This is a genomic window from Larkinella terrae (assembly GCF_009668025.1).
GTDB lineage: Bacteria > Bacteroidota > Bacteroidia > Cytophagales > Spirosomataceae > Larkinella > Larkinella terrae.
In genome coordinates this window covers 146506-167352 of sequence record NZ_WJXZ01000002.1, presented here as the reverse complement: position 1 = coordinate 167352, position 20847 = coordinate 146506, and the positions used below count along the sequence as shown (strand labels likewise).

At 53.0% G+C, this 20847-nt stretch carries 11 protein-coding genes; 5 read left to right on the top strand and 6 right to left on the bottom strand.

Translation table 11 applies throughout. The features are described 5' to 3' along the window. Window positions 1–554 precede the first annotated feature (554 nt). Both GJJ30_RS04815 and GJJ30_RS04810 read left to right on the top strand, forming a co-directional pair. Complete coding sequence (locus GJJ30_RS04815) at window positions 555–3791, top strand: SusC/RagA family TonB-linked outer membrane protein (RefSeq protein ID WP_154173735.1); 3237 nt, start codon at window positions 555–557, stop codon at window positions 3789–3791. A 22-nt stretch (window positions 3792–3813) separates the two neighbouring features. Beyond that, complete coding sequence (locus GJJ30_RS04810) at window positions 3814–5361, top strand: SusD/RagB family nutrient-binding outer membrane lipoprotein (RefSeq protein ID WP_154173733.1); 1548 nt, start codon at window positions 3814–3816, stop codon at window positions 5359–5361. An 82-nt stretch (window positions 5362–5443) separates the two neighbouring features. Here GJJ30_RS04810 and GJJ30_RS04805 read toward each other — a convergent pair whose 3' ends face one another. From GJJ30_RS04805 to GJJ30_RS04780, 6 genes are all read right to left on the bottom strand, one after another. Next, window positions 5444–6889 carry a DUF1501 domain-containing protein gene (locus GJJ30_RS04805; protein ID WP_154173731.1) on the bottom strand — a complete coding sequence of 482 codons (1446 nt, stop codon included), beginning with the start codon at window positions 6887–6889 and terminating at the stop codon, window positions 5444–5446. Window positions 6890–7022: 133 nt separating this feature from the next. After that, the gene (locus GJJ30_RS04800) at window positions 7023–10211 is read right to left on the bottom strand and encodes a DUF1553 domain-containing protein (RefSeq protein ID WP_229312963.1); all 3189 of its coding nucleotides are present in this window, start codon (window positions 10209–10211) and stop codon (window positions 7023–7025) included. 211 nt (window positions 10212–10422) lie between these two features. Continuing rightward, window positions 10423–11979, bottom strand: a complete 1557-nt coding sequence (locus GJJ30_RS04795) for a RagB/SusD family nutrient uptake outer membrane protein (protein WP_154173727.1) — start codon at window positions 11977–11979, stop codon at window positions 10423–10425. Window positions 11980–12104: 125 nt separating this feature from the next. Continuing rightward, window positions 12105–15644, bottom strand: coding sequence for a SusC/RagA family TonB-linked outer membrane protein (locus GJJ30_RS04790; RefSeq protein ID WP_229312961.1), 3540 nt, complete (start codon window positions 15642–15644; stop codon window positions 12105–12107). A gap of 21 nt (window positions 15645–15665) precedes the next feature. Then, window positions 15666–16667 (bottom strand): FecR family protein, encoded by a 1002-nt coding sequence (locus tag GJJ30_RS04785; protein WP_154173725.1) that lies wholly within the window; start codon window positions 16665–16667, stop codon window positions 15666–15668. A gap of 57 nt (window positions 16668–16724) precedes the next feature. After that, on the bottom strand, window positions 16725–17396 hold the full coding sequence (locus tag GJJ30_RS04780; protein ID WP_154173723.1) for an RNA polymerase sigma factor: 672 nt from the start codon (window positions 17394–17396) through the stop codon (window positions 16725–16727). 192 nt (window positions 17397–17588) lie between these two features. Here GJJ30_RS04780 and GJJ30_RS04775 point away from each other — a divergent pair, with 192 nt between their 5' ends. The 3 genes from GJJ30_RS04775 (at window position 17589) to GJJ30_RS04765 (ending at window position 20795) form a co-directional block, all read left to right on the top strand. Further along, complete coding sequence (locus GJJ30_RS04775) at window positions 17589–17981, top strand: contact-dependent growth inhibition system immunity protein (RefSeq protein WP_154173721.1); 393 nt, start codon at window positions 17589–17591, stop codon at window positions 17979–17981. Window positions 17982–18022: 41 nt separating this feature from the next. Next, complete coding sequence (locus tag GJJ30_RS04770; RefSeq protein WP_154173719.1) at window positions 18023–19090, top strand: 6-bladed beta-propeller; 1068 nt, start codon at window positions 18023–18025, stop codon at window positions 19088–19090. Window positions 19091–19268: 178 nt separating this feature from the next. Then, a complete protein-coding gene (locus GJJ30_RS04765) occupies window positions 19269–20795 on the top strand; it encodes a c-type cytochrome domain-containing protein (protein WP_154173717.1) in 1527 nt (508 codons plus the stop codon). Window positions 20796–20847: the final 52 nt, after the last annotated feature.

The following is a 20847-nucleotide window of genomic DNA, read 5'->3' as shown; positions in this document are numbered from 1 at the left end:
TTTTTTTGCCCTAAATGAAAATAGTATCATCGAATTTAAAAGAGCCAATTTTTAAATCAATTCAGCTTAAAAAGTTCGTATATTTAAAAAATAGGCACTTTTATATATGATAATAGTATATATGATAGAATAAAATATCATCAAGCAGCTACTACGTAATATTATATTTTGTTACTTTGGAAAAATATTCATTAACCTAGGCTAAAACATGAAAGAAACTTTACGCATTGACTCATTGTACCTTCTGGGTACGATGGCCGACTCTCCTCCCCTATCAAGATTTACGAAGGTTTCGTTCGCCCCCGGAACGGCCGACTCTCGACCCGCTGACGGTTTTTGCAGACAAGTTAACTCCCTGTGTATCGGGTGAGACTGGCGCAGCTTGTTTGATTAATCAACATTTCGAATTCCGGCTTACTCACTAAGCCCAACGACCTCTTCCCGATTTGCAGGTATGCAAACCGTGTATTGGACGCAAACCGCTGTGAATGAGGCTGTAAGTAAAAAAGCAACCACCTTATATTCTTGAATTAACCAAACTAAATACAATTATTATGAAAAAATGTCTACTCAGTAGCTGGCTACTGTCGATGGTGTTCTGTTTACCTCTGTTGGCGCAGGACATTACAGTATCCGGTCGAATTACTGCTTCTGAAGACGGTACCCCGCTTCCGGGTGTCAACGTGGTCATTAAAGGAAGTACGCGGGGAACCACTTCCAGCGACCAGGGTACGTACCAGATCAGTGTCAGCAAAGGCGCGGTTTTGCAATTCAGTTTTATTGGTTTTGTGACCCAGAGCATTGCGGTCAATACGCAGACCAAGCTGGATGTGGTCATGAAATCAGACGCTTCACAACTACAGGAAATTGTGGTAACCGCTCAGGGCATTCGGAAGAATCAGCGGGAAATTGGTTACGCCTACTCAAAAGTGACTACCGAAGACGTTACCGTGGGCCGCTCTCCGCAACTGGCGCAGGCCCTTTCCGGAAAAGTAACGGGTCTGGCGGTTTACAACGTTAACAACAGCGTTGACCCGGCCGTAAAGGTGGTTTTACGCGGGTATCGTTCCCTGACCGGTAACAACGAAGCCCTGGTCGTTCTCGACGGTATGCAGACGACTTCAACGGTTTTGGCGATCATCAACCCGAACGATATCGAGAGCATCTCAATTCTGAAAGGTGGTCAGGCCGCTACGCTGTACGGCTCAGCCGGTATCAACGGAGCCCTGATTATCACCACAAAGCGGGGTGCCAAAGGAAAGCTGAAAGTCTCGTATTCGAACAGTACGAACTTTGAGCAGATCAGCTTCCTGCCCCAACTTCAGGATCAGTTCGGTTCTGGATCACACTACGCGACCTCTTTTGGCGGAGCCGGTTACAAAACCGATTACCTGGAACGGATGAAAGACAACTGGCGCTCGTACGAAAACCAGCAGTATGGGGATCGCTTCGATGGCTCGGTCCGGATGCAGGGCCGGACAACGGAAAGTGGCGGCCAGTATATGCTGCCTTACTCAGCCATCCCCAATGCCCGCCGGAAGGCATTCGACACCGGTATATCGATGAACAATCAGGTGAATTTCTCGGGCGGTGACGAAACGAGTTCGTTCTACATGTCGCTCGAAAACCAGAGCGTTCACGGGATTGTTCCGCATGACAAAAGCAACCGGACGGGTGCCCGGCTATCGGCAACGAAAGAATACGGCAAACTGACGGCCGGTTTCAACGCGGCTTATACGCAGGCATCGTACGACCGCACGTCGTCGGATTTTTACAACGACGTGCTCAACCAACCGGCCAACCTGCCCCTGAGCGACCTGCGCGACTGGCAGACCAATCAGTTTGCAAACCCGAACGGTTTTTACAATGACTACTACAACAACCCGTATTTCAATGCCGACAATGGCCGGATGAAATACAAGGATTCCAACCTGAACGGAAACCTGAGCCTGAACTTCAAGGCGACTCCCTGGTTGATGTTTACCGAACGTTTGGGGGTCATGAACAACTCACGGACGGGCAAAAACACCGTTGGCAAGTTCCTGTATTCCGACTGGGCGAAAACCAAATCCTTTATTCCGGCCCCCTTCTACCGCGACGGCGACGGAACGGGAATCTACCGGGCCATTACCGACCAATTGGGTTCGGTGCTGGATTATTCAGGCACGGAGAACGTCATCAACAACGAATTTCTGGTTCAATTGACGAAAGACTTTGGTCCGTTTTCCAACAAATTGATTCTGGGGAACAGCGTTTACCAGAAAACGACCAAAGCCATTGCCGTCGGTTCCAGTTCCATTGTGGTTCCCGACATCTACAACGTAGCCAACCGCCAGGGCGAATTGCAGGGTGGTGAGATCAGCTCGCAAGAACGCCGGTTTGGTTACTACGCCGACTTGACCTCGAACTACAAAAACTGGTTGATTCTGAACGGTACCTTCCGGTTCGATGCAACCTCCCGGTTCTACAAACCCGATCGTCCGGCCAACACCTGGTCGTATCCGTACTACGGTGCCGCGCTCTCGTTCATCCCGACCGACGCCTTTCCTTCTTTGAAGAACAATATCCTGAACTACGCGAAAATCCGGTTGAACGCCAATAAAAACGCCAACGACAACATTCCGTTGTACGGTCTGGATCTGGCGTACACCAACGGCGCTAACTTCCCCTACGGCAACACGGTGGGTCTGTCGGTCGGTAACGTCTTGCCCGACGCCAATCTGAAACCGGAAATTGTTTATTCGACGGAAATCGGGGGCGAGTTCCAGTTGTTCAACAACCGCGTCAATATCGACGTTTCAGCGTATTCGCAGCGATCTCAAGGTCAGGTAATTACGGTAAAGATCCCGAACTCGACCGGTTTCAACAACCTGTTGATCAACGTCGGTGAAACCAAAAACTGGGGTTACGAAGCCGAACTGAAATACCTGATCGCCAGAGGAGGTAAATTCTCCTGGGATGCCAGCGTACGCTACTCGTTCAACGACAACAAAGTGGTTGACCTTTATCCCGGCGTCGACGAATTCCAGCTCAACAACACGTTTGCATACGCCAACACGAACGTAATCAAGGGGTCACGCTTCCCGATGCTGAAAACCGATGGGTATCAGTACGCTCCGGACGGTTCAGGCCGGGTGCTGGTCAACTCGACGACGGGTTATCCGCTGCGGAACGCGGCTCTGTCGACCCGGGGTGGCGTATTACCCCGGCACATTGCCGGTCTGGGTTCGAAAATGGAATACGGCAACTTTGGCTTTACGTTTAACTTCGAATACCGGGGCGGCAACGTGATGTTCAGCGATCTGGGCCGCCAGATGACCTTCACCGGAACGGGTAAATGGACCGAAGACCGCACTCCGCACGTCTTCCCGAACTCGGCTTACCTGGATACGGACGGCAAAACCGTCGTGAACAATACCACGGTTAATGTCCGGGAAGCGGAATACGGCCTCTGGGTTGACAACTACCGCCTGATCTCCGAGAACTTCGTTGCCCCCGCCTGGTTCATCAAACTCCGGGACATCAACCTGTCGTATCGCTTGCCGCAGGAACTGATGACAAAAACGAAATTCCTGTCCGGTGCCAGCATTTCCATCTACGGCCGGAACGTGTTCACTATCGTGGATAAACTGAATTATTACACGGACCCCGAATTCAGTAACGTGGGCAACCAGGCTCCGGGTGCAACGGCCATTCCCGGTATGACCACGGCCAACAGTGTGGGTATCAACACGACCGGCCAGACTCCGCCAGTGCGTCAGTACGGTGTGAACATCAACCTTACATTTTAGTAATCACTGAAATCGTCTCGACATGAAATTAAAATCATTCTTCATATTTGCCTTTGTGGCTCTCGTTGGAAGTGCCTGTAAAGAATCTTTTCTGGACATCAATTCCAACCCGAACGTTTTGCCAACGGCCTCGCCGAGTTTTGTATTCACGAATGCCCTGAATACAACGGCTACCAACCTGATCGGGAACAGCGCGACCGGTACGCAGCCCAACGAACTCGGTTATTACTGGGCGGGCCAGTGGTCGCAGGGAAATGGGTACATTATCAACACAACCATTTTCGCCTATAACTTTACCAACGGTGATTTCACCTATTGGGACGCCTACTACGATAACCTGGAGGACTACCAGTTTGTGATCAACAACGCCGACGCCAACAACCAGAAGTACCTGAAAGGCCCGGCGAAGGTGATGAAAGCCATGCTGTATCAGCAGCTGGTGGATATGTACGGGAACATTCCGTATACCGATGCCTTGAAAGGGGGGGCGGTTTTAGCTCCGAAATTCGATGATCAGAAAGCCGTTTACGAGTCGCTGATTACCCTCCTGGACGAAGCCATTGCCGACTTAAAAGCCAACCCGTTTGCCAGTGCGTTTACGGGTTCCGATATCATCTTCAAAGGCAGCGTCACCAAATGGGCTCAGTTTGCCAACTCACTGAAGATGAAGATCCTGATTCGCCAGTCGAGAATTACCGGCCGGGAAACGTACATCAAGACGGAAATCAACAAGATCGTGACCGAAGGTTCGGGTTTCATCACAGGCGAAGAAGTCGGTGTAGGCGGTCCTTCCTTCTACCTGGCAACTGCCGGAAAGCTAAACGGGGTTTACGACCGCTGGGGCTATGACGCCAACGGCGCTAAACGGGCGTTGAATAACTTCCCGCGTCCCACGCAGTTTTTGATCAATAGTCTCAAAGCCGCCGGTGACACCCTGCGGATGAAGCGGATTGCTTACGCCAATAGTGGCGAAAACGGTACGGTGCCGGGCACCAGCATCCTGAAAGAAGTAGCTGCCAATTACACGGGTACGCCGTTTGGGGTTAGCTCGGGTTACCTGCCCGCCAACACGACCTCGCTGGGGCCCAGCCTGATTGTGAAAGGCGAATACAACCGTCCGGCGATTCTGATGACGGCATCGGAAGTTCAGTTCCTGCTGGCCGAAGCCAAACAGCGGTTTTCGGATGTCACCCTGCCGCTGACGGCGAAAGCCTACTTTGAAGAAGGCATCGTTCAGTCGTTCCGCGTGCTGGGTGCCAACGTCGCCGGTGCGGCTGCTTACAAAGGCAGCAAAATCGAAAATTACGATTTCGATGCCTCGACGAACAAGCTGACGGCCATTGCCATTCAGAAATGGATTGCTCTGACAAACTTCAGCGGTTTGGAAGCCTGGACGGAATACCGGCGGACGAATCTGCCGGTTCTTCCGCAAAGTGTTCAGGTAGCGGACAACAAACGTCCGGTGCGGTTTTACTATCCGAATACTGAATCAGGCTCAAACGGAGCCAACGTCACGGCCCAGGGCACGATCGATGCCTTCAGCACCCGGCTGTTCTGGGATGTCGATTAATTCGTGTAATAGTTAGGTTATATTAAGAAGGCCACCAGTTTGGTGGCCTTCTTTTTTGAAATGCGGTTTGGGTCGGGAAACCTCACGCCAGAATTCCCTTCACCAGCTTCCCTTCCACGTCCGTCAGCCGGAACCGGCGGCCCTGAAATTCGTAGGTTAACTTTTCGTGATCGACGCCCAGCAGGTGCAGGAGCGTCGCCTGAAAGTCGTGGACGTGGACCGGATTTTTGGCGATGTTGTAACCAAACTCGTCCGTTTCGCCGTAGGTAATTCCGCGTTTGACCCCGCCACCGGCCATCCACATCGTGAAGCAGCGTGGGTGGTGGTCGCGGCCGTAATTGTCTTTGGTCAGCTTGCCCTGCGAGTAGTTCGTCCGGCCAAATTCACCGCCCCAGACCACGAGCGTATCGTCGAGCAAACCGCGTTGCTTGAGGTCCTGCACCAAAGCCGCCGACGCCTGATCGGTCGCTTTGCACTGCTTGGTGATGCCCTTGGGCAGATTTCCGTGCAAATCCCAACCCTGATGATACAATTGCACAAATTTCACATCACGTTCCAGCAACCGTCTGGCCATCAGGCAATTGGCCGCATACGTTCCCGGATTGCGGGCTTCTTCGCCGTAGAGATCAAAAACCCAGTCCGGTTCGTTCGACAGGTCGTTGACTTCCGGAACGGAGGTTTGCATCCGGAACGCCATTTCGTACTGCGCAATGTGGTTCGACACTTCCGGGTCGCCGTAAATTTCTTCCTGCACCTGATTCAGGTCTTTCAGCGCATCGAGCATCGACCGCCGATCCGCCGAGCTGTAGCCGTTGGGGTTATTCAGGTACAAAACCGGGTCGCTGCCCGAGCGAAACTGCACGCCCTGGTGCTTGGACGGCAAAAAACCGTTCCCCCACAAGCGGGCATACAACGGCTGGTCGCGCGGGGCATCTTTCGACACCATGACAATGAACGCGGGCAGGTTTTCGTTGGCCGATCCCAGACCGTAACTCACCCAGGCCCCGATGCTCGGCCGACCCGCCAGTTGGTTGCCGGTCTGGAAAAACGTCAGCGCCGGGTCGTGGTTGATCTGCTCGGTGTACATCGATTTGATGAAACACAGATCATCGGCCACTTTGCCGGTATACGGCATCAACTCGCTCGCCCACGCGCCACTTTGGCCGTGCTGTGTAAATTTATAGGGCGAACTCACCAGCGGCAACGCCGATTGCTGGGCGCTCATGCTCGTCAGCCGCTGGCCTTTCCGTACGGATTCGGGCAGGTCTTTGCCGTGCATTTTCTCCAGATACGGTTTGTAATCGAACATTTCCAGCTGCGACGGCCCCCCGCTCTGGAACAGATACACCACCCGCTTGGCCTTCGGAGCCCGGTTCGGTACGGTGATGATCTTTTCGTTCGGGTTGGAAAAAAGCTGCGAGGGCAACAACGATCCCAACGCCAGCGTCCCCAGCCCCCACGAAGCTTTATTCAAAAAAGACCGCCGATTGAAGGTATCTGCCAGACTTTGCGCCAGTTTGTCTTTCATATGCTTTGTGGTTTACGGTATACGGTTTTCTGTTTACGGTGGCTGACGCATGCTTTCTCATCCATTTTTTACACATACGGCAGTCCAAATGCGTCAGCCACCGTAAACAGAAAACCGTATACCGAATACCATTTTAATGTTTCGTAATAAACGCTTCCGAATTCATCACCGTACTGGCGACGACTGCGCCAGCCGCCAGAGCGGGCATTTCGGCACTCGATTGTGTCAGTTTATATTCACCGGCCTGAATCCAGCCCTCCATTTTGGCGGGGGTTTTCCGGAATTTCTGGTATTCCTGCTGGTATAATTTCGTCAGAATCGCCAGCTCTTTGTTCGTCGGTTTTCGACTCGCTAGCAGCCGGAAGACCTGCGTCAGTTGATCCGTCAGCGGTTTGTTTCCGGTAAACGACCGGGCGGCCACCACCTTGGCGGCTTCGACAAACTGCGGATCGTTGAGCAGGATCAGTGCCTGCAAAGGCGTGCTGGTTTTTTGCCGCTGCACCACGCAATAACTCCGCGAGGGCGCATCGAAGGTGTTCATCGACGGGGGCGGATTCGTCCGGCGCCAGAACGTGTACAAACTCCGGCGGTATAATCCCTCGCCGGTTGCCTGGTCATACGTCGCGCTGTTGACCGTCCATAACCCTTCCGGCTGGTACGGTTTTACGCTTTCCCCACCCAAACGCGTCGACAATAACCCGCTCGCGGCCAGGGCGTTATCCCGAATCATTTCCGCCGTCAGCCGGAACATGGGGCCACGGGCCAGCCACGTATTTTCCGGATCTTTTTGCAGCAATTCCGGGGTTCCGCGCGACGACTGCCGGTAGGTCGCCGACATCACCAGCATCTTTTGCATCGCCTTCACATTCCATCCTGACTCTCTAAATTGTACGGCCAGCCAGTCGAGCAATTCAGGATGCGTGGGCAAATTGCCCTGGTTCCCGAAGTTGTTGGCAGACTTCACCAGTCCCGTTCCGAAATAGGTTTGCCAGTAGCGGTTGACCACCACGCGGGACGTCAGCGGATTGTCGGGGTGCAGCAGCCACTGCGCCAGCCCCAGGCGGTTTCTCGGGTATTCTTTCGGAAACGGCAACACACTGGCCGGAACATCCGGACGAACCTGTTCGCCGGGTGCATCGTAGACGCCCCGTTTGAGGAGGAAAGTCGGCCGGGGTTTCTTCATGTCCTCCATCACCATAATCTCCGGAATCTCCTCCGTAACCCGGTTTCGTTCCGCCCGCAATTTCTGCAGCGTATCCCGCCGTTGCTGGTAGGTCGACGAAACCGTATTCAAATAGTAATTCTTCAGCGCATCGGCGTTGGAAGTGTTGAGTTGCTGGCCGGATTGTGCCAGCGCCAGCACTTCCGGCGATGTCAACGCCCGGTTGTAAACCACCAGATCATCCACCGAACCTTTCTTAAAACCGGGTCCGCGCATGTCGGCGCCGACCATCAAACCGGTTTGCTTGCCTTTGCTGAACAGAATGTCTTTGTACAGATTATCCTTTTCGGTCGTCATCGCAGCCTCTTTCCCGTCGACGTACAACCGCAAACCGTTGGCCTTGCTCGAACCGTCGTAGGTCATCGTCAGCTGAATCCATTTTTCTTTCGGCAATACCTGATTGCTCAGTCGGACAATGGCGTTGTATGGCCAGGTATGCGCCATGAGCAATTCCGCTTTGCCATCGCGCAGGTTCAGGAAATACCCCCGGAAGTTGTACAGGATATCGCCGTTGCCCTTGTGAACGAGCGCGGCTTTGGAAACATCTTTGGGAATATTGACCCACACGCCAATCGTAAACGGTTCGGACCGGTTGAAAATACCGACCTGACCCAGCGTCAGAATGTCGTCGCCGTTGGACTGAAACGCATTCCCGCGTTTGCCCGGCACCAAAACCGGGTCGAGGACCTTGCCGGTATCCTTCTTGCTGACTTCATTCAGGAACTTACCGTTCACCAGTTTGTCAAAGGTAAAATGGGCCTGCAATCCTTTCCGGTAATCGAACGGAATGGCGGTAGCGTTTTTTTGCCAGTTGACAAAAGCCGCTTGTTCCGCCTGAACGGTTTGACTGATCGCGCTTTCCGTCGCCCTGATTTTGGTATCCAGAAACGTCAGCAGGCTGTCGTGTTTCGGCTGGGAAAGCAGCATCGTCGGCACCGGCATCGCGTCGTCCCAGGAGATTTGCCCGGCTTCGTCGACGTTATTGAAAAACGCGAACAGACTGTAATAATCTTTTTGCGAAATCGGGTCGAATTTGTGGTCGTGGCAACGGGCGCATTCCACCGTCAGGCCCATCAAAGCCGTTCCGACGGTATTGGCGCGGTCGGCGACGTATTCCACCCGGAACTCTTCGTTGATAATACCGCCTTCCATGTTCTGCGAATGGTTGCGGTTGAAGGCCGTCGCCAGCCGTTGCTCGCGATTGGCCTTTGGCAACAAATCACCGGCCAACTGCCAGGTAATGAATTGATTGAAAGGCTGGTTTTTATTAAAAGATTGAATCACCCAATCGCGCCAGGGCCACATCGGGCGGTAGCGATCGACGGTGTAGCCATGCGTATCGGCATAACGGGATACATCCAGCCAGTCGACTGCCATTTTCTCGCCGTAATGGGGCGATTTCAGCAAACGGTCGACTACTTTTTCGTACGCATTCGGGGAACGATCGGCCAGAAAAGCGTCTTCTTCGGCCACCGTCGGCGGCAAACCGGTCAAATCCAGCGTTACCCGGCGCAGCAGGTTCTCTTTATCGGCTTCTGGAGCGGGTTTCAACCCTTTTTCCTCCATTTTAGCCAGCGTGAAATAATCGATCGGATTTTTGGGCCAGCGCGTATCCTTCACGGTGGGCAGTTCCGGTTTTTCCGGTTTGATCAGCGCCCAGTGCGGTTTGTATTCCGCGCCCTGCTCGATCCATTTCAGCAGTACGGCTTTTTCGTAATTCGTCAGCACCCGGTTCGACGACTTGGGCGGCATCATCTCATCCTCGTCCTTCGTCACCAGTCGGTAATAGACCTCACTTTCGGCCAGATCGCCGGGAACGATGGCGTGTTTTTTATTCTTCGCTTTTTTCAAAGCCGCCATTGCGCCTTCGCGGGTGGCCAGTTCCAAACCGCCTTTCTGGCTGTTTTTGTCCGGCCCGTGGCAGAAAAAACATTTGTCCGACAGAATCGGCTTCACGTGCAGGTTATAATCCACCTGATCCGGAAGCTGATCCGCCAGTTCTTCAATTTCGGCCGGTTTGTCTACACCACAGCTCTGGATCAGCACGCTTGCAGAAAAGCACGCCAATCCCATCATCAACACCTTAGTTCGGCTCGTCATTCTATGCTTTATTCTTACCATCGACTCCGTACGGAACAAGCTTTTCACGCCACTTATCATACTAACTTTTACCCCTAAATTTAGCAACTTTCCGGCAAACCCGCGCTCTACATCCAACGAATCAGAAGACTTCCCTATTATTAGTGTTTTACGCAAAGCAGGAGTTCACCGGTTTGTACTATTTCATTACAATACAAGAATTTAGCTACTTTTAGTTCGGATACCCCGGATTTTGCGGTTTCAGGTTGGGGTTGTTGAGCATCTCCTGCTTGCCCAGCGGCAGCAACAGGTGCTTCTCCTGCAACGGCTGATTCGAGCTCAGGTTGACGTGGCCCACAAAGTTGTCGAAACCGTTCGTCTTCTCGTTGTACACTTTCCGCAACCGAACCATGTCGAACCAGGTCAGCTGCTCGTAGCACAGTTCGTGCCACCGTTCCCGCCACACCGCTTCCCGGAACGTCGCCTGGGTGTAGGTGCCCAAAGCCGGTGTTGTCAGGCCCGCCCGATCCCGGATTTTCTTGAGCGCATCGTAAGCGACCTGCGTCGGAGCACCCAATTCATTTTGTGCTTCGGCATAGATCAACAGCGTTTCGGCGTACCGGATTTGCGGTACGTTCAGGTTGTTCTGACGCGTGCCGGCAACTCCCGAAGTTCCGTTGGCCGTTCGGTTGAAGTGCTTGAAGATGTAGTTCGCGCCCAGAGCGAATGGTGCCCCGTTGCCGTTGGTGTAATAAGTCGAGTAGAAATAACCCTGGTCCTTCGCCCGCAAATCGCCGGTTTCGTAGGAAGCATAGAACGATGGTGTTGGCACCGTGCTGCCCGTTCCTGATGGTCCGTTGTAGGTCACCGGTTTGAAGTTCGGGTACATGTTGTCCATCGGGTTTCCGGCCACCAGCGTGTTGTATTGCAGCATGAACAAATGCTCCATACGGTTTTCCGTACTCTCCTTATGCACGTCTTCGTAGCTCGTGAACAGGCCAATCGCTGTCGGATTGGCATTGGCGTAGGTGATGACTTCCAGGGCTTTGTCAGCCGCCAGTTTGTAGTGCGTAGCGCCTTTGCTCAATGGGAAACCAGCCATCGTCAAATACACTTTCGACAACAGGGTTTTCACGGCGGCCAGGTTCACCCGGCCCGTCAAATCCGTCCAGGCCAGACCGGCGGCTTCAGCGGCTACCAGGTCATCAACGATTTGCTTGTAAACGGCATCCTGGGGCGTGCGCGCGGGCATGAAGTCTTCCGATGTCGCCGTTTGCGGTTTGGTAATCAGGGGCACATCCCCCCACAAGCGAACCGCCGTGAAGTAGGCATTGGCCCGCAAAAACCGAGCTTCGCCCAGGATTTTGGTTTTCTGAGCCGCATCCATCGGCGTAATGCCCGGCACGCGATCAAGAACCTGATTGGCCTGCGCAATCACTTTGAAGAGCCCGTTCCAGTAATTGACCACGTGCACCGTGTTGCCGTCGTGGACCAACCCGTAAAGGTTGTTCAAATCCGAGTTCTGAGCGGTTTCAGTGGTGGAGGTACCGGTGAGCGCTTCCAGCAGTTGCCAGTTGGAAGAGAAAATTCCGGCACCATCGCCCATAAAACGCATGTCGGCGTAGACCGAAGCAATGGCCGCTTCCGCGTGATCGGGGATGGTGTAAAAGTTGTCGGGGGTCAGGTTGGAGGGTGCCTGCTCGTTGAGGAAGTCCTTGCAACCGACGGGTCCCAGCAGAATAGCACTCAGCAAAACCGCTTTACTTACTTTGCGAACGATATAATTCATGTTTTGAAATCGTTTTTTGAACACTTGAAAAGAAGGGTTTACGGTATTCGGTTTCGGTCGGCTGACGCATTCCATTCTTTGGTGCACACCGGTAACTGAAAACCGTATACCGAAAACCGATTCACCTACAAACCAATCTGCAACCCGAACATGTACGTAGTCGGTTTGGGGTAATTATGCCAGATCATCCCCTGCGAGAACGCGCTGTTGCTGTCTCCCTGGTTGGTCGGCGTAACTTCCGGATCACCGATAATTTTGTCTTTCACCAGCAGGAAAAAATTCTGCACGGTGGCGTAGGCCCGCAGGCGGTTTAGCTTGAGTTTATTCGTCAGATTGGTTGGAAACGTATAGCCGAGCAGCAGGTTTCTGCCCCGCAGGAACGATCCGTCCTTGATCCAGTAACTGTCTACGTTCAGGACGTAACCGGCCCGCGTATCCCGAATTTCGGCGATCATCGTGTTCTGATTCGTTGGCGTCCAGGCATTTAACACCGAGGTGTAGCTATTGGCCAGCGCCTGACGGTCTTCGCTGGTTGAAATATTCAGGTCCATGACGTCATTGCCGTACGAGTATTGCAATTCCAGAGTAAGGTCAAAATTCTTGTACCGAAAGGTGTTGGAAAAAGCGCCCCAGGCCTTCGGGCTGCCGTTGCCGATGATGCTCCGGTCAGCGTCCGTGATGGCTTTGTCCCCGTTCACATCCAGGTACTTGATGTCACCCGGCAGAATCGTCAACCCGTTCCGGTAGCTGACAAACTTGGCGGCTTCTTCGCGTTCCGCTTCGCTCCAAATCCCGACGCGGGTCAAACCCCAGAACGAACCCACTGGCTCACCCACCCGAATGACGTTGGTCGGGTTGGTGAAGTTCGGACCACCCACGTTAAAAATGTCCGAAGGCGTTGCCAGCGACAACACTTTGTTGCGGTTGAAGGAGATGTTGAAGGTCGTGTTCCATTGAAAACCGCCCGCGTCGACGTTTACCGTGTTCAGACCAAATTCAAAACCTTTGTTCTGCATCGAGCCTACGTTCCGGCGAATGGTGCCATAGCCGCTCGTACGCGGCACCGGCGCATCCAGCAGCATGTCCGTCGTTTTGCGGTAATAATAATCGGCTTCCAGATTGATGCGGCCTTTCAGCAAGCCCAGTTCAATACCCACGTCGGTCTGAGCGGTTTTCTCCCAGCGCAAATCCGGGTTGGCCAACCGGCTGACCCCCGTTCCCGATACTTTCGTGTCGCCGTACACCGTCGCGTAGTTCGAGCTTAAGAGTGACAGGGACGAGTAAGGCGGAATTTCGGAGTTCCCCGTCAAACCGAAGCTGGTCCGTACTTTCAGATTGGAGATCAGCGAGTTGCCTTTCAGAAACTCTTCTTCCGATGCCCGCCAGGCCAGAGCCGCCGAGGGGAAGAAAGCGAATTTGTGGTTTTCCCCGAATTTCGACGAACCATCCGCCCGACCTGTTACCGTCACCAGGTACTTGTCCATCAGGCTGTAGTTGATCCGGCCGAAATAGGAGTTAAACGCAAACCGCCCAGCACTGGAACCCACGCTGGGGTTGGTAGCCCCGGCACCTAAGTTATTGAAACCGAAGTAGTCCGTCGCAAAACCGCTTACAGCCGCACTCATGGCAAAGCTGTTCGTTTCCTGCCAGGAAATCCCCAACAGGGCGTTGATGGCATGTTTCTCGTTGATCTGCTTGTTGTAAGTCAAATAGTTTTCCAGCGACCAGAACGAGTCTTTCCGGTTGCTGGTCGAGGCATTTCCGTTCCCGCCGATGTTCAGCGTTCGGGTGACGGAAATGTTGTTTTCCTGCGTCTGGATGTTCGCGCCTAAAATCGTGCGCATTTCCAGCCCTTTGGCGAAAGTAATGTTGGAATACAAGCTCCCGATGGTCGTCTGCGTATTCAGAATGTACCGGGTGTCCATCAATCGGTGGTAAGAACTCATGGTTCCTTCGGCAAACGGAAAATCCTTGTTGTTGGCGAAGCTTCCGTCATCGTATTTCACGGGCAGGAAAGGGAAGTCTTCCACAATCTGACGGGCCACCGCATCAGCCTGGTCCACAATGTTTTCCGACTGGTTGTTGTAGCTCAGCGTACCCCCGACTTTCAGCCACGGTTTTACCTGATCATCGATCGTAAACCGGCCCGAATACCGCTTCATGTACGAGGTTTTCAGTAGGCCTTCGTCGTCCCGGTAACCCAGTGAAATCGAGTACTGCGTTCGGTCGTTACCTCCGCTGAAGCCCAGCTGGTGGTTTTGCGAGAGTTTATTCTGGCTCGTTTCCCTGAACCAGTCGGTATCGTATTTCGGGCTACCGTCGGAGTTCCACACCCGTGGGTCAATACGGCGGAGTTTGGGGTTCAGATACGCCCACTTGCCAGCCGCCCAACCCGCCGGATCATATTTGGCCATGTTGGCCCACGCCAGGTCCTCTACCGCCATGTATTGCGCGGAATTCAGCACGTGCGGAGGATTCGGACCGATGGTGTTGACGCTGAAGTCGACGTTGTACGTTACCTGTCCCTGGCCGGATTTTCCTTTTTTAGTCGTTACCAGGACCACGCCGTTGGCGCCCCGCGCCCCGTAAATGGCGGTCGAGGAAGCATCTTTCAAGACTTCCACCGATACGATGTCGTTGGGGTTGATGTAGTCGATGGCCGAGCTAAACTGGTTTTGCGTGCCCTGCGGCAGCATCACGCCGTCCACCACGTACAGCGGGTTATTGGACGAGTTGATGGAACTGAAACCGCGCACGCGGATGGTGGTCCGGCCACCCGGGCGACCCGAGTTGGTGTTGACCTGGACGCCCGGCATGCGACCCGACAGCGCCTGCTGCAGCGAAGCCGTTGGCCGTTCTTTCAGTTCGGCTTCCTTCACCGTTCCGACCGCACCGGTCAAATCGCTTTTCTTGGCCGTACCGTAACCGATCACGACGATCTCTTCCAGCACTTTGTCGTCCGGTTTCAGCGAAACATTGATGGTGGTCGATGAACTCACATTCATCTCCTGCGATAGATACCCCACAAAACTAAAAACCAGGGTCGCCCCGCTGCCGGCTTCCGGCACCGAAAGGGTGTAATTGCCTTCGTTGTTCGTAACCGTTCCCCGCGTCGTTCCTTTGATGACCACACTGACACCGGGCAGCCCCTCCCCTTTTTCACTGGTCACTTTGCCACTTACCGTAAAATCGGCGATGGCGATGCCCGGGGAGGTTGACGAAAAAACCGCTCCGTTCGACCCCGTTACTCCCCGTTGCGAAATCGGCGTATTAACCGATTCCGGAATCGTAACGGCTTCGCTCGTATTTTTTACCGGATTTTTGATGATGTAATACGCCTGATTGCCTACCTTTTTGAACATCAGGTCGTAGGGTTTCAGCAAGGTTTCCAATTGCTTTTCCAGCTTCCCGGAACGCAGACGCACCGTAGCCGGAACCATAATGCCACTGACCGTCGTCTCTTCAAACAAAATACTGACCTGGTGCTGACGGCTTAATTCCGTCAGCACTTCTTTCATTTTCTGGCCCGCCACTGGAGCTGTCTGAACCTGTTCCGGGGCGTAGGCTTGTTGTCTGGCCAGCACAACCGATTGTGCCTGAGTCAGTTGGTGACTCATCACAACCAGCGAAACCAATGCGGTTTTTTGTAAACATGGAATTAACATATTCAGTGGGATTGTTAAGGGTTAGGAATGTTTAGGAGTACGCAATTCAATATGATTGTCTTTTTTCACTACATTGAGGTTGAGCAACTCGGCTAAAATCTGGAACAGATCGTCGGCCTGCTCGGCTCTGAAATTACCGGCAATCCGCCGTTGGGCCAGTTTCGGGTCTGAAACCACCACCTTAATTCCGAATTGCTCCTGAATCTGGTTCGCCACTTCGCTCAGGGAGGTGTTGTCGAAATAAAACCAGTGGTCTTTCCAGGCGACATACTGCCGGGACGTTTTGGTCTCAATGAGCCGGTACTGACCGGAATTCGCGACGGTTACCACGTTGCCGGGCCGCATGTACAACTGCTGCCCCTGCGGCAAATCCAGCTTCACTTTTCCCTTACTGAGAAAAACCCGTTTGCCTCTTTTTCGGGAATAAACGACAAATTCGGTTCCCAGTACCTCGACCTGAAACCGGTCGGCGGTCCGGACAATAAACCGCTGGTTCGTAGGCGTATGCGTTACTTTAAACTCACCTTCACCTTCCAGAAACACTTCGCGGGTATTGGAGCCGAAGCCAAACCGGGGAACGCGCAGAACGGAGTTGGCATTCAGCGTAACTTCCGTTCCGTCAGCCAGTTGATGTGTACTGGTTTGCCCGAAAGCCGTCCGGTGGGTTTCAAACAGCAACTGAGAACGAAACCGGTAGGTGCCCAGCAAAGCCACCAGCGCAACCGAAGCCGCAATGCTCCAGTTCAGCCATCGCTGAAACGAATTGGATGAGGAAACCGGTAGCGGTTTGGCCGGAACAGCCGGTTGTTGTTCGTTCTGCAGCACCAGTTGGTAAGCCGCCAGCGCTTTGTCGGCATCCACCGCAAACTGGGGCCGCTGGCTTTCCCACTCGTCCAGATACTGGTAATAAGTTTCCTGATTGGCTTCGTCCGCGAGCCATTCTTCGAGGTACTTTCGCTGGATTGCCGTCGCTTTTCCGTCGAAAAAGTCGAACACAATCCGTTTTATAAGTAGTAATTTCATAATAGGTATGTTTTTTGGGCCCTTAATCAGGTGGCGCAACCGGTTCGTTTTTCGGCCTCAGAAAGAGCTGGCCAGAAGCCCCAGCAGCAGGCTGATGAACCATTCTCTTTTTAGTTCCTGACGCAATTGATTAAGCGCCCTGATCATTAATTTTTCGACCGCGCTGTTGCTGATCTGCATCTCCTTCGCAATTTCCAGGTACTTTTTCCCCTCAATCCGGCTTAATAAAAAAGCTCGCTTGCACTGCGGAGACAAGCCCTGAATGGCATCTTCAATTTTCTGATGTAACTCGCTATAATGCAGCACTTCATCGGGCTGCGGAGCGGGTGAAATGCCCTGCGTATTCAGCGATTCCAGCGGGTCAGACGGGTGCAGTTCCCACCGCAGATAGTTATAGGCACGGTAGCGAACGGTTTGGTAGAGATAAGCCCGGTATGAACTCGTGACGCGCTCAAAAATGCGTTCCTGCCAGAAAGCCGTGTACACTTCGGCCACCAGATCTTCGGCCACTTCCCTGGAATAGACAAACCGCACCGCGTGGTTGACCAGGTTGGTGTAATACCGCCGAAACAATAGTTCGCAGCCCCGCTTGGGGTCCTGTGCGAAAAGTTGCCGAAAAATAAGCTCATCATCGGTCACTCTTCCGGGCGGAAGCGGCTGGCGGTTGGTCGAAAGCCAGGGCGACTTTCCCTCCGAATTTTCATGATCATCTAGCGGTACTTGCTGCATGCCAACGGGCGCTTGTTCTGGTGGTATTTAACATAGACAAGTTTGTATTTTATTACCTCACATGGGATAAAAAAAATATTTTTTTGGGCTGATTTTTCACTTTGGAGAACAAATTTCCAGATACCTTTACACAAACAGACGGTATGAGAGGGCTGGTAAAGCGGTGTTACTCAATCCGTCAGGTGCGCATCGATGGAAGAAAACTGGCAGCAGAAAACCCTGGAGGACCTGGAAAACGAACGTTGGGAAGAACCGGATTTTGGCGATGACCGGAGCCAGAAGATTCAGGCGCTCCGCCAAACGCCACTGAATCAGCTCCGTACGGACGATCTGCGGCTGCTGATCGGGCACGGAATTTCGCTGGCTTACCTGATTCCGCTGGCAATCGAAAAGCTCAATAAAAACCCGTTTGCCGAAGGAGATTATTACCCCGGAGATCTTTTACAGAGTGTTCTGAACGTAGATCTGAATTTTTGGTTGACAAATCGCCCATTTTGGCAGTATATTCACCAACTTATTATAAACAATTCGTTTGAACTGGAAGACCGGGGAATCAATCCGGAGCGGTTTCTCGAATTGTCGTAATGCTATCATCTAATTCCCTTAAACCTTTTGTAATTAATCGTATGGCTTCTCAATCTGTAAACCGACGCACGTTTCTCACCCAGGCTACAGCCGCAACCGCTGTCGGATTAACAATTCCCAATATTAATTTCGGTGCCAAACCCAAAGCCGATGAGCAGGTGATCGGCCACGGTTCGCACCGCTACCGCGTTGTGCCAAACTGGGGCGTTCTGGATGCGGGCAAAAACCCGGTCAACGATTGCCACGAAATGGTGGAAGATTCCAAAGGTCGCCTGATTCTGCTGACCAATGAGACCAAAAATAACGTCATCATTTACGATAAATCGGGAAAACTGCTCGAAACCTGGGGCACCACCTACCCCGGCGCCCACGGCCTGACGCTGTCGAACGAGGGCGGGGAGCAATTCCTGTTTATCTGCGACAACAACCGCCACCAGGTCATCAAAACCGATTTGAAAGGCAAAGAACTGCTGAAAATCGATTACCCGAGAGAAACCGGTAAATACGACTATCCGACGCAGTTTACGCCCACCGAAACCGCCATCAACCCCGCCAACGGCGATATTTACGTGGCCGACGGATACGGGTTGAACTACATCACGCAGTACGACAGCAAGGGGAAATACATCCGGCACTTTGGTGGCAAAGGCACCGAAAACGGTCAGTTCGACTGCTGCCACGGGATTCTGGTCGATACCCGGAACAAATCAAACCCGACTTTACTGATTACCGACCGGCGGCACAACTGTCTGAAACGCTTTACGTTAGACGGCAAATACCTTTCCACGATCGCGTTGCCGGGTTCCTACATCTGCCGCCCGGTTTTGCACAACGACATGATTTACGGGGCGGTTTTCCGCAGCACCTCCGATGCCTACCCGAACTCGGGTTACATCCAGATTCTGGACAAAAACGACAAAGTAGTTTCGACGCCGGGCGGTTCGGCACCGGTTTACAAAGACGGCAAACTGGAAGAACAGCGCAAGGACATGACCTCGACGGCTTTCCTGCACCCGCACGACGTACTGGTCGACAGCGACGAGAATGTGTATGTGCCGCAGTGGGCTTCCCAAAAAACGTATCCGGTGAAGCTTCAGCGCGTTAGCTGACGAAATCCGCGGGCTGTTACATTCCAAAACGGCATTCTGATTGCTCAACTGTGAAAATACCGTAGGCCGGGTCGAAATTCCGTTTTCGGCCCGGCTTAGAATCATACGTCCATCATTCGGGCGCTATCCACCGCTCAACTTTGAAGTTTCTCCCAAAATTGAACACCAGATTGATTCAATGAATAGTCTAATTCTGTTACAAGCTACGTCTCCGCAACCTTCTGAATGGGCGATGTTTTTTGGTCGCTTTCACCCGTTGATCGTCCACCTGCCGATTGGTTTTCTGCTGATTGCCGGTTTGCTGGAACTCGACCGGGTCACGCGCCGGCAAACGGTGAGTTCGCATACAATTACCCTGATTCTGTTCTGGTCGGCCGTGAGCGCAACGATGGCCTGTATTTTTGGCTATCTGCTTTCGCTTGGCGGGGGTTACGACGAAGAAACCCTGAGCGACCACATGTGGGAAGGCATCGGTGTAGCGGTTTTTGCCTGGGTGGCCTGGGCCATCAAACACGACCGGATCGGTCCCCGGATTCGGTTTGGTCCGCTGCTCTATTTCCCGGCGCTGGGCGTAGCGGTTTTGCTGCTGCTGGCCGCCGGACACCAGGGAGGATCGCTGACGCACGGTTCCGATTTTCTGACGCAATATACGCCCGAACCGCTGCGGTCGATGGCCGGTATTCCGCCCCGCGAGCAGGAAGTGGCCAGCATCGAGCCGATTGCTGACGTCAATCAGGCGATGGTCTACCAGCAAATCGTGCATCCGATCCTGAAAACCCGTTGTGTTCAATGTCATAATCCGGAAAAATCGAAAGGCGATTTACGGCTGGATTCGCCCGAAATGATTAAAAAAGGCAGCGAAGACGGGCCGATTATCGTGGCCGGAAAAGGGAGCGAGAGCAAACTGATCAAGGTTTGTTTGCTGCCCGAGGAAGACGATCACCACATGCCGCCCAAAGGCAAAACGCCACTGACCGAAAATCAAATCGCGTTGCTGACGTGGTGGATCAATCAGGGCGCGCCGTTCGACAAAAAAGTGGCCGAACTGAAAGTGCCGGAGGAAGTAAAACCGGCCCTGGCGTCGCTCGGAACGGGGAGTGCAGTCGGCGGTGGTGGACAGGTGGCAATGGGCCCCGCACCGGAATCGCCGGTGTTGACCATGAAACTTCCGGCCGCCGATCCAAAGGCGATTGATGAGCTGAAAAAAGCCGGTCTGCTGGTTTTGCCATTGTCGAAAGAACAGAACCAACTGGAAGTCAGCGCGGTCAATGCGCGGGCGTTTAGCGATGCACAGGCGGTTTCGCTGCCGAAATTAAGTCAGCAGATTGTCTGGCTGAAACTCGGTGATACGGAAGTTTCCGACGCTACGCTGGCGCAGGTTGCGCAGTTGAAGAATCTGCAAAAACTGCACCTGGAGCAAACCAAAGTGACCGATGCCGGGCTGAAAAACCTGAAAAATCTGCCGTATCTCGAATACCTGAATCTGTACGGCACGGCAGTGACCGACGCTGGTTTAAAGGAACTGGCGGGCATCAAAAACCTGAAAACCGTCTATCTCTGGCAAACCAAAGTAACCGAAACCGGCGTTGCCGAGCTGAAAAAAGCCTTGCCGAATCTGGAAATCAATATGGGATTGGGCGAAAGTTCAATTGCCGCATTTACCAAAGCCGATTCGGCCAAAGCTGAAAATCCGAAGGCGAAGTAATTCATGAGATGTCAAAATAGTATACTTTTTGGCAATCAAATTGATTTATTTC

Bases quoted from the DNA above. Each gene is read 5' to 3' on its own strand.
- GJJ30_RS04815 (WP_154173735.1), top strand. From the start codon at position 555: ATGAAAAAATGTCTACTCAGTAGCTGGCTACTGTCGATGGTGTTCTGT.
- GJJ30_RS04810 (WP_154173733.1), top strand. From the start codon at position 3,814: ATGAAATTAAAATCATTCTTCATATTTGCCTTTGTGGCTCTCGTTGGA.
- GJJ30_RS04805 (WP_154173731.1), bottom strand. From the start codon at position 6,889: ATGAAAGACAAACTGGCGCAAAGTCTGGCAGATACCTTCAATCGGCGG.
- GJJ30_RS04800 (WP_229312963.1), bottom strand. From the start codon at position 10,211: ATGACGAGCCGAACTAAGGTGTTGATGATGGGATTGGCGTGCTTTTCT.
- GJJ30_RS04795 (WP_154173727.1), bottom strand. From the start codon at position 11,979: ATGAATTATATCGTTCGCAAAGTAAGTAAAGCGGTTTTGCTGAGTGCT.
- GJJ30_RS04790 (WP_229312961.1), bottom strand. From the start codon at position 15,644: ATGTTAATTCCATGTTTACAAAAAACCGCATTGGTTTCGCTGGTTGTG.
- GJJ30_RS04785 (WP_154173725.1), bottom strand. From the start codon at position 16,667: ATGAAATTACTACTTATAAAACGGATTGTGTTCGACTTTTTCGACGGA.
- GJJ30_RS04780 (WP_154173723.1), bottom strand. From the start codon at position 17,396: ATGCAGCAAGTACCGCTAGATGATCATGAAAATTCGGAGGGAAAGTCG.
- GJJ30_RS04775 (WP_154173721.1), top strand. From the start codon at position 17,589: ATGGAAGAAAACTGGCAGCAGAAAACCCTGGAGGACCTGGAAAACGAA.
- GJJ30_RS04770 (WP_154173719.1), top strand. From the start codon at position 18,023: ATGGCTTCTCAATCTGTAAACCGACGCACGTTTCTCACCCAGGCTACA.
- GJJ30_RS04765 (WP_154173717.1), top strand. From the start codon at position 19,269: ATGAATAGTCTAATTCTGTTACAAGCTACGTCTCCGCAACCTTCTGAA.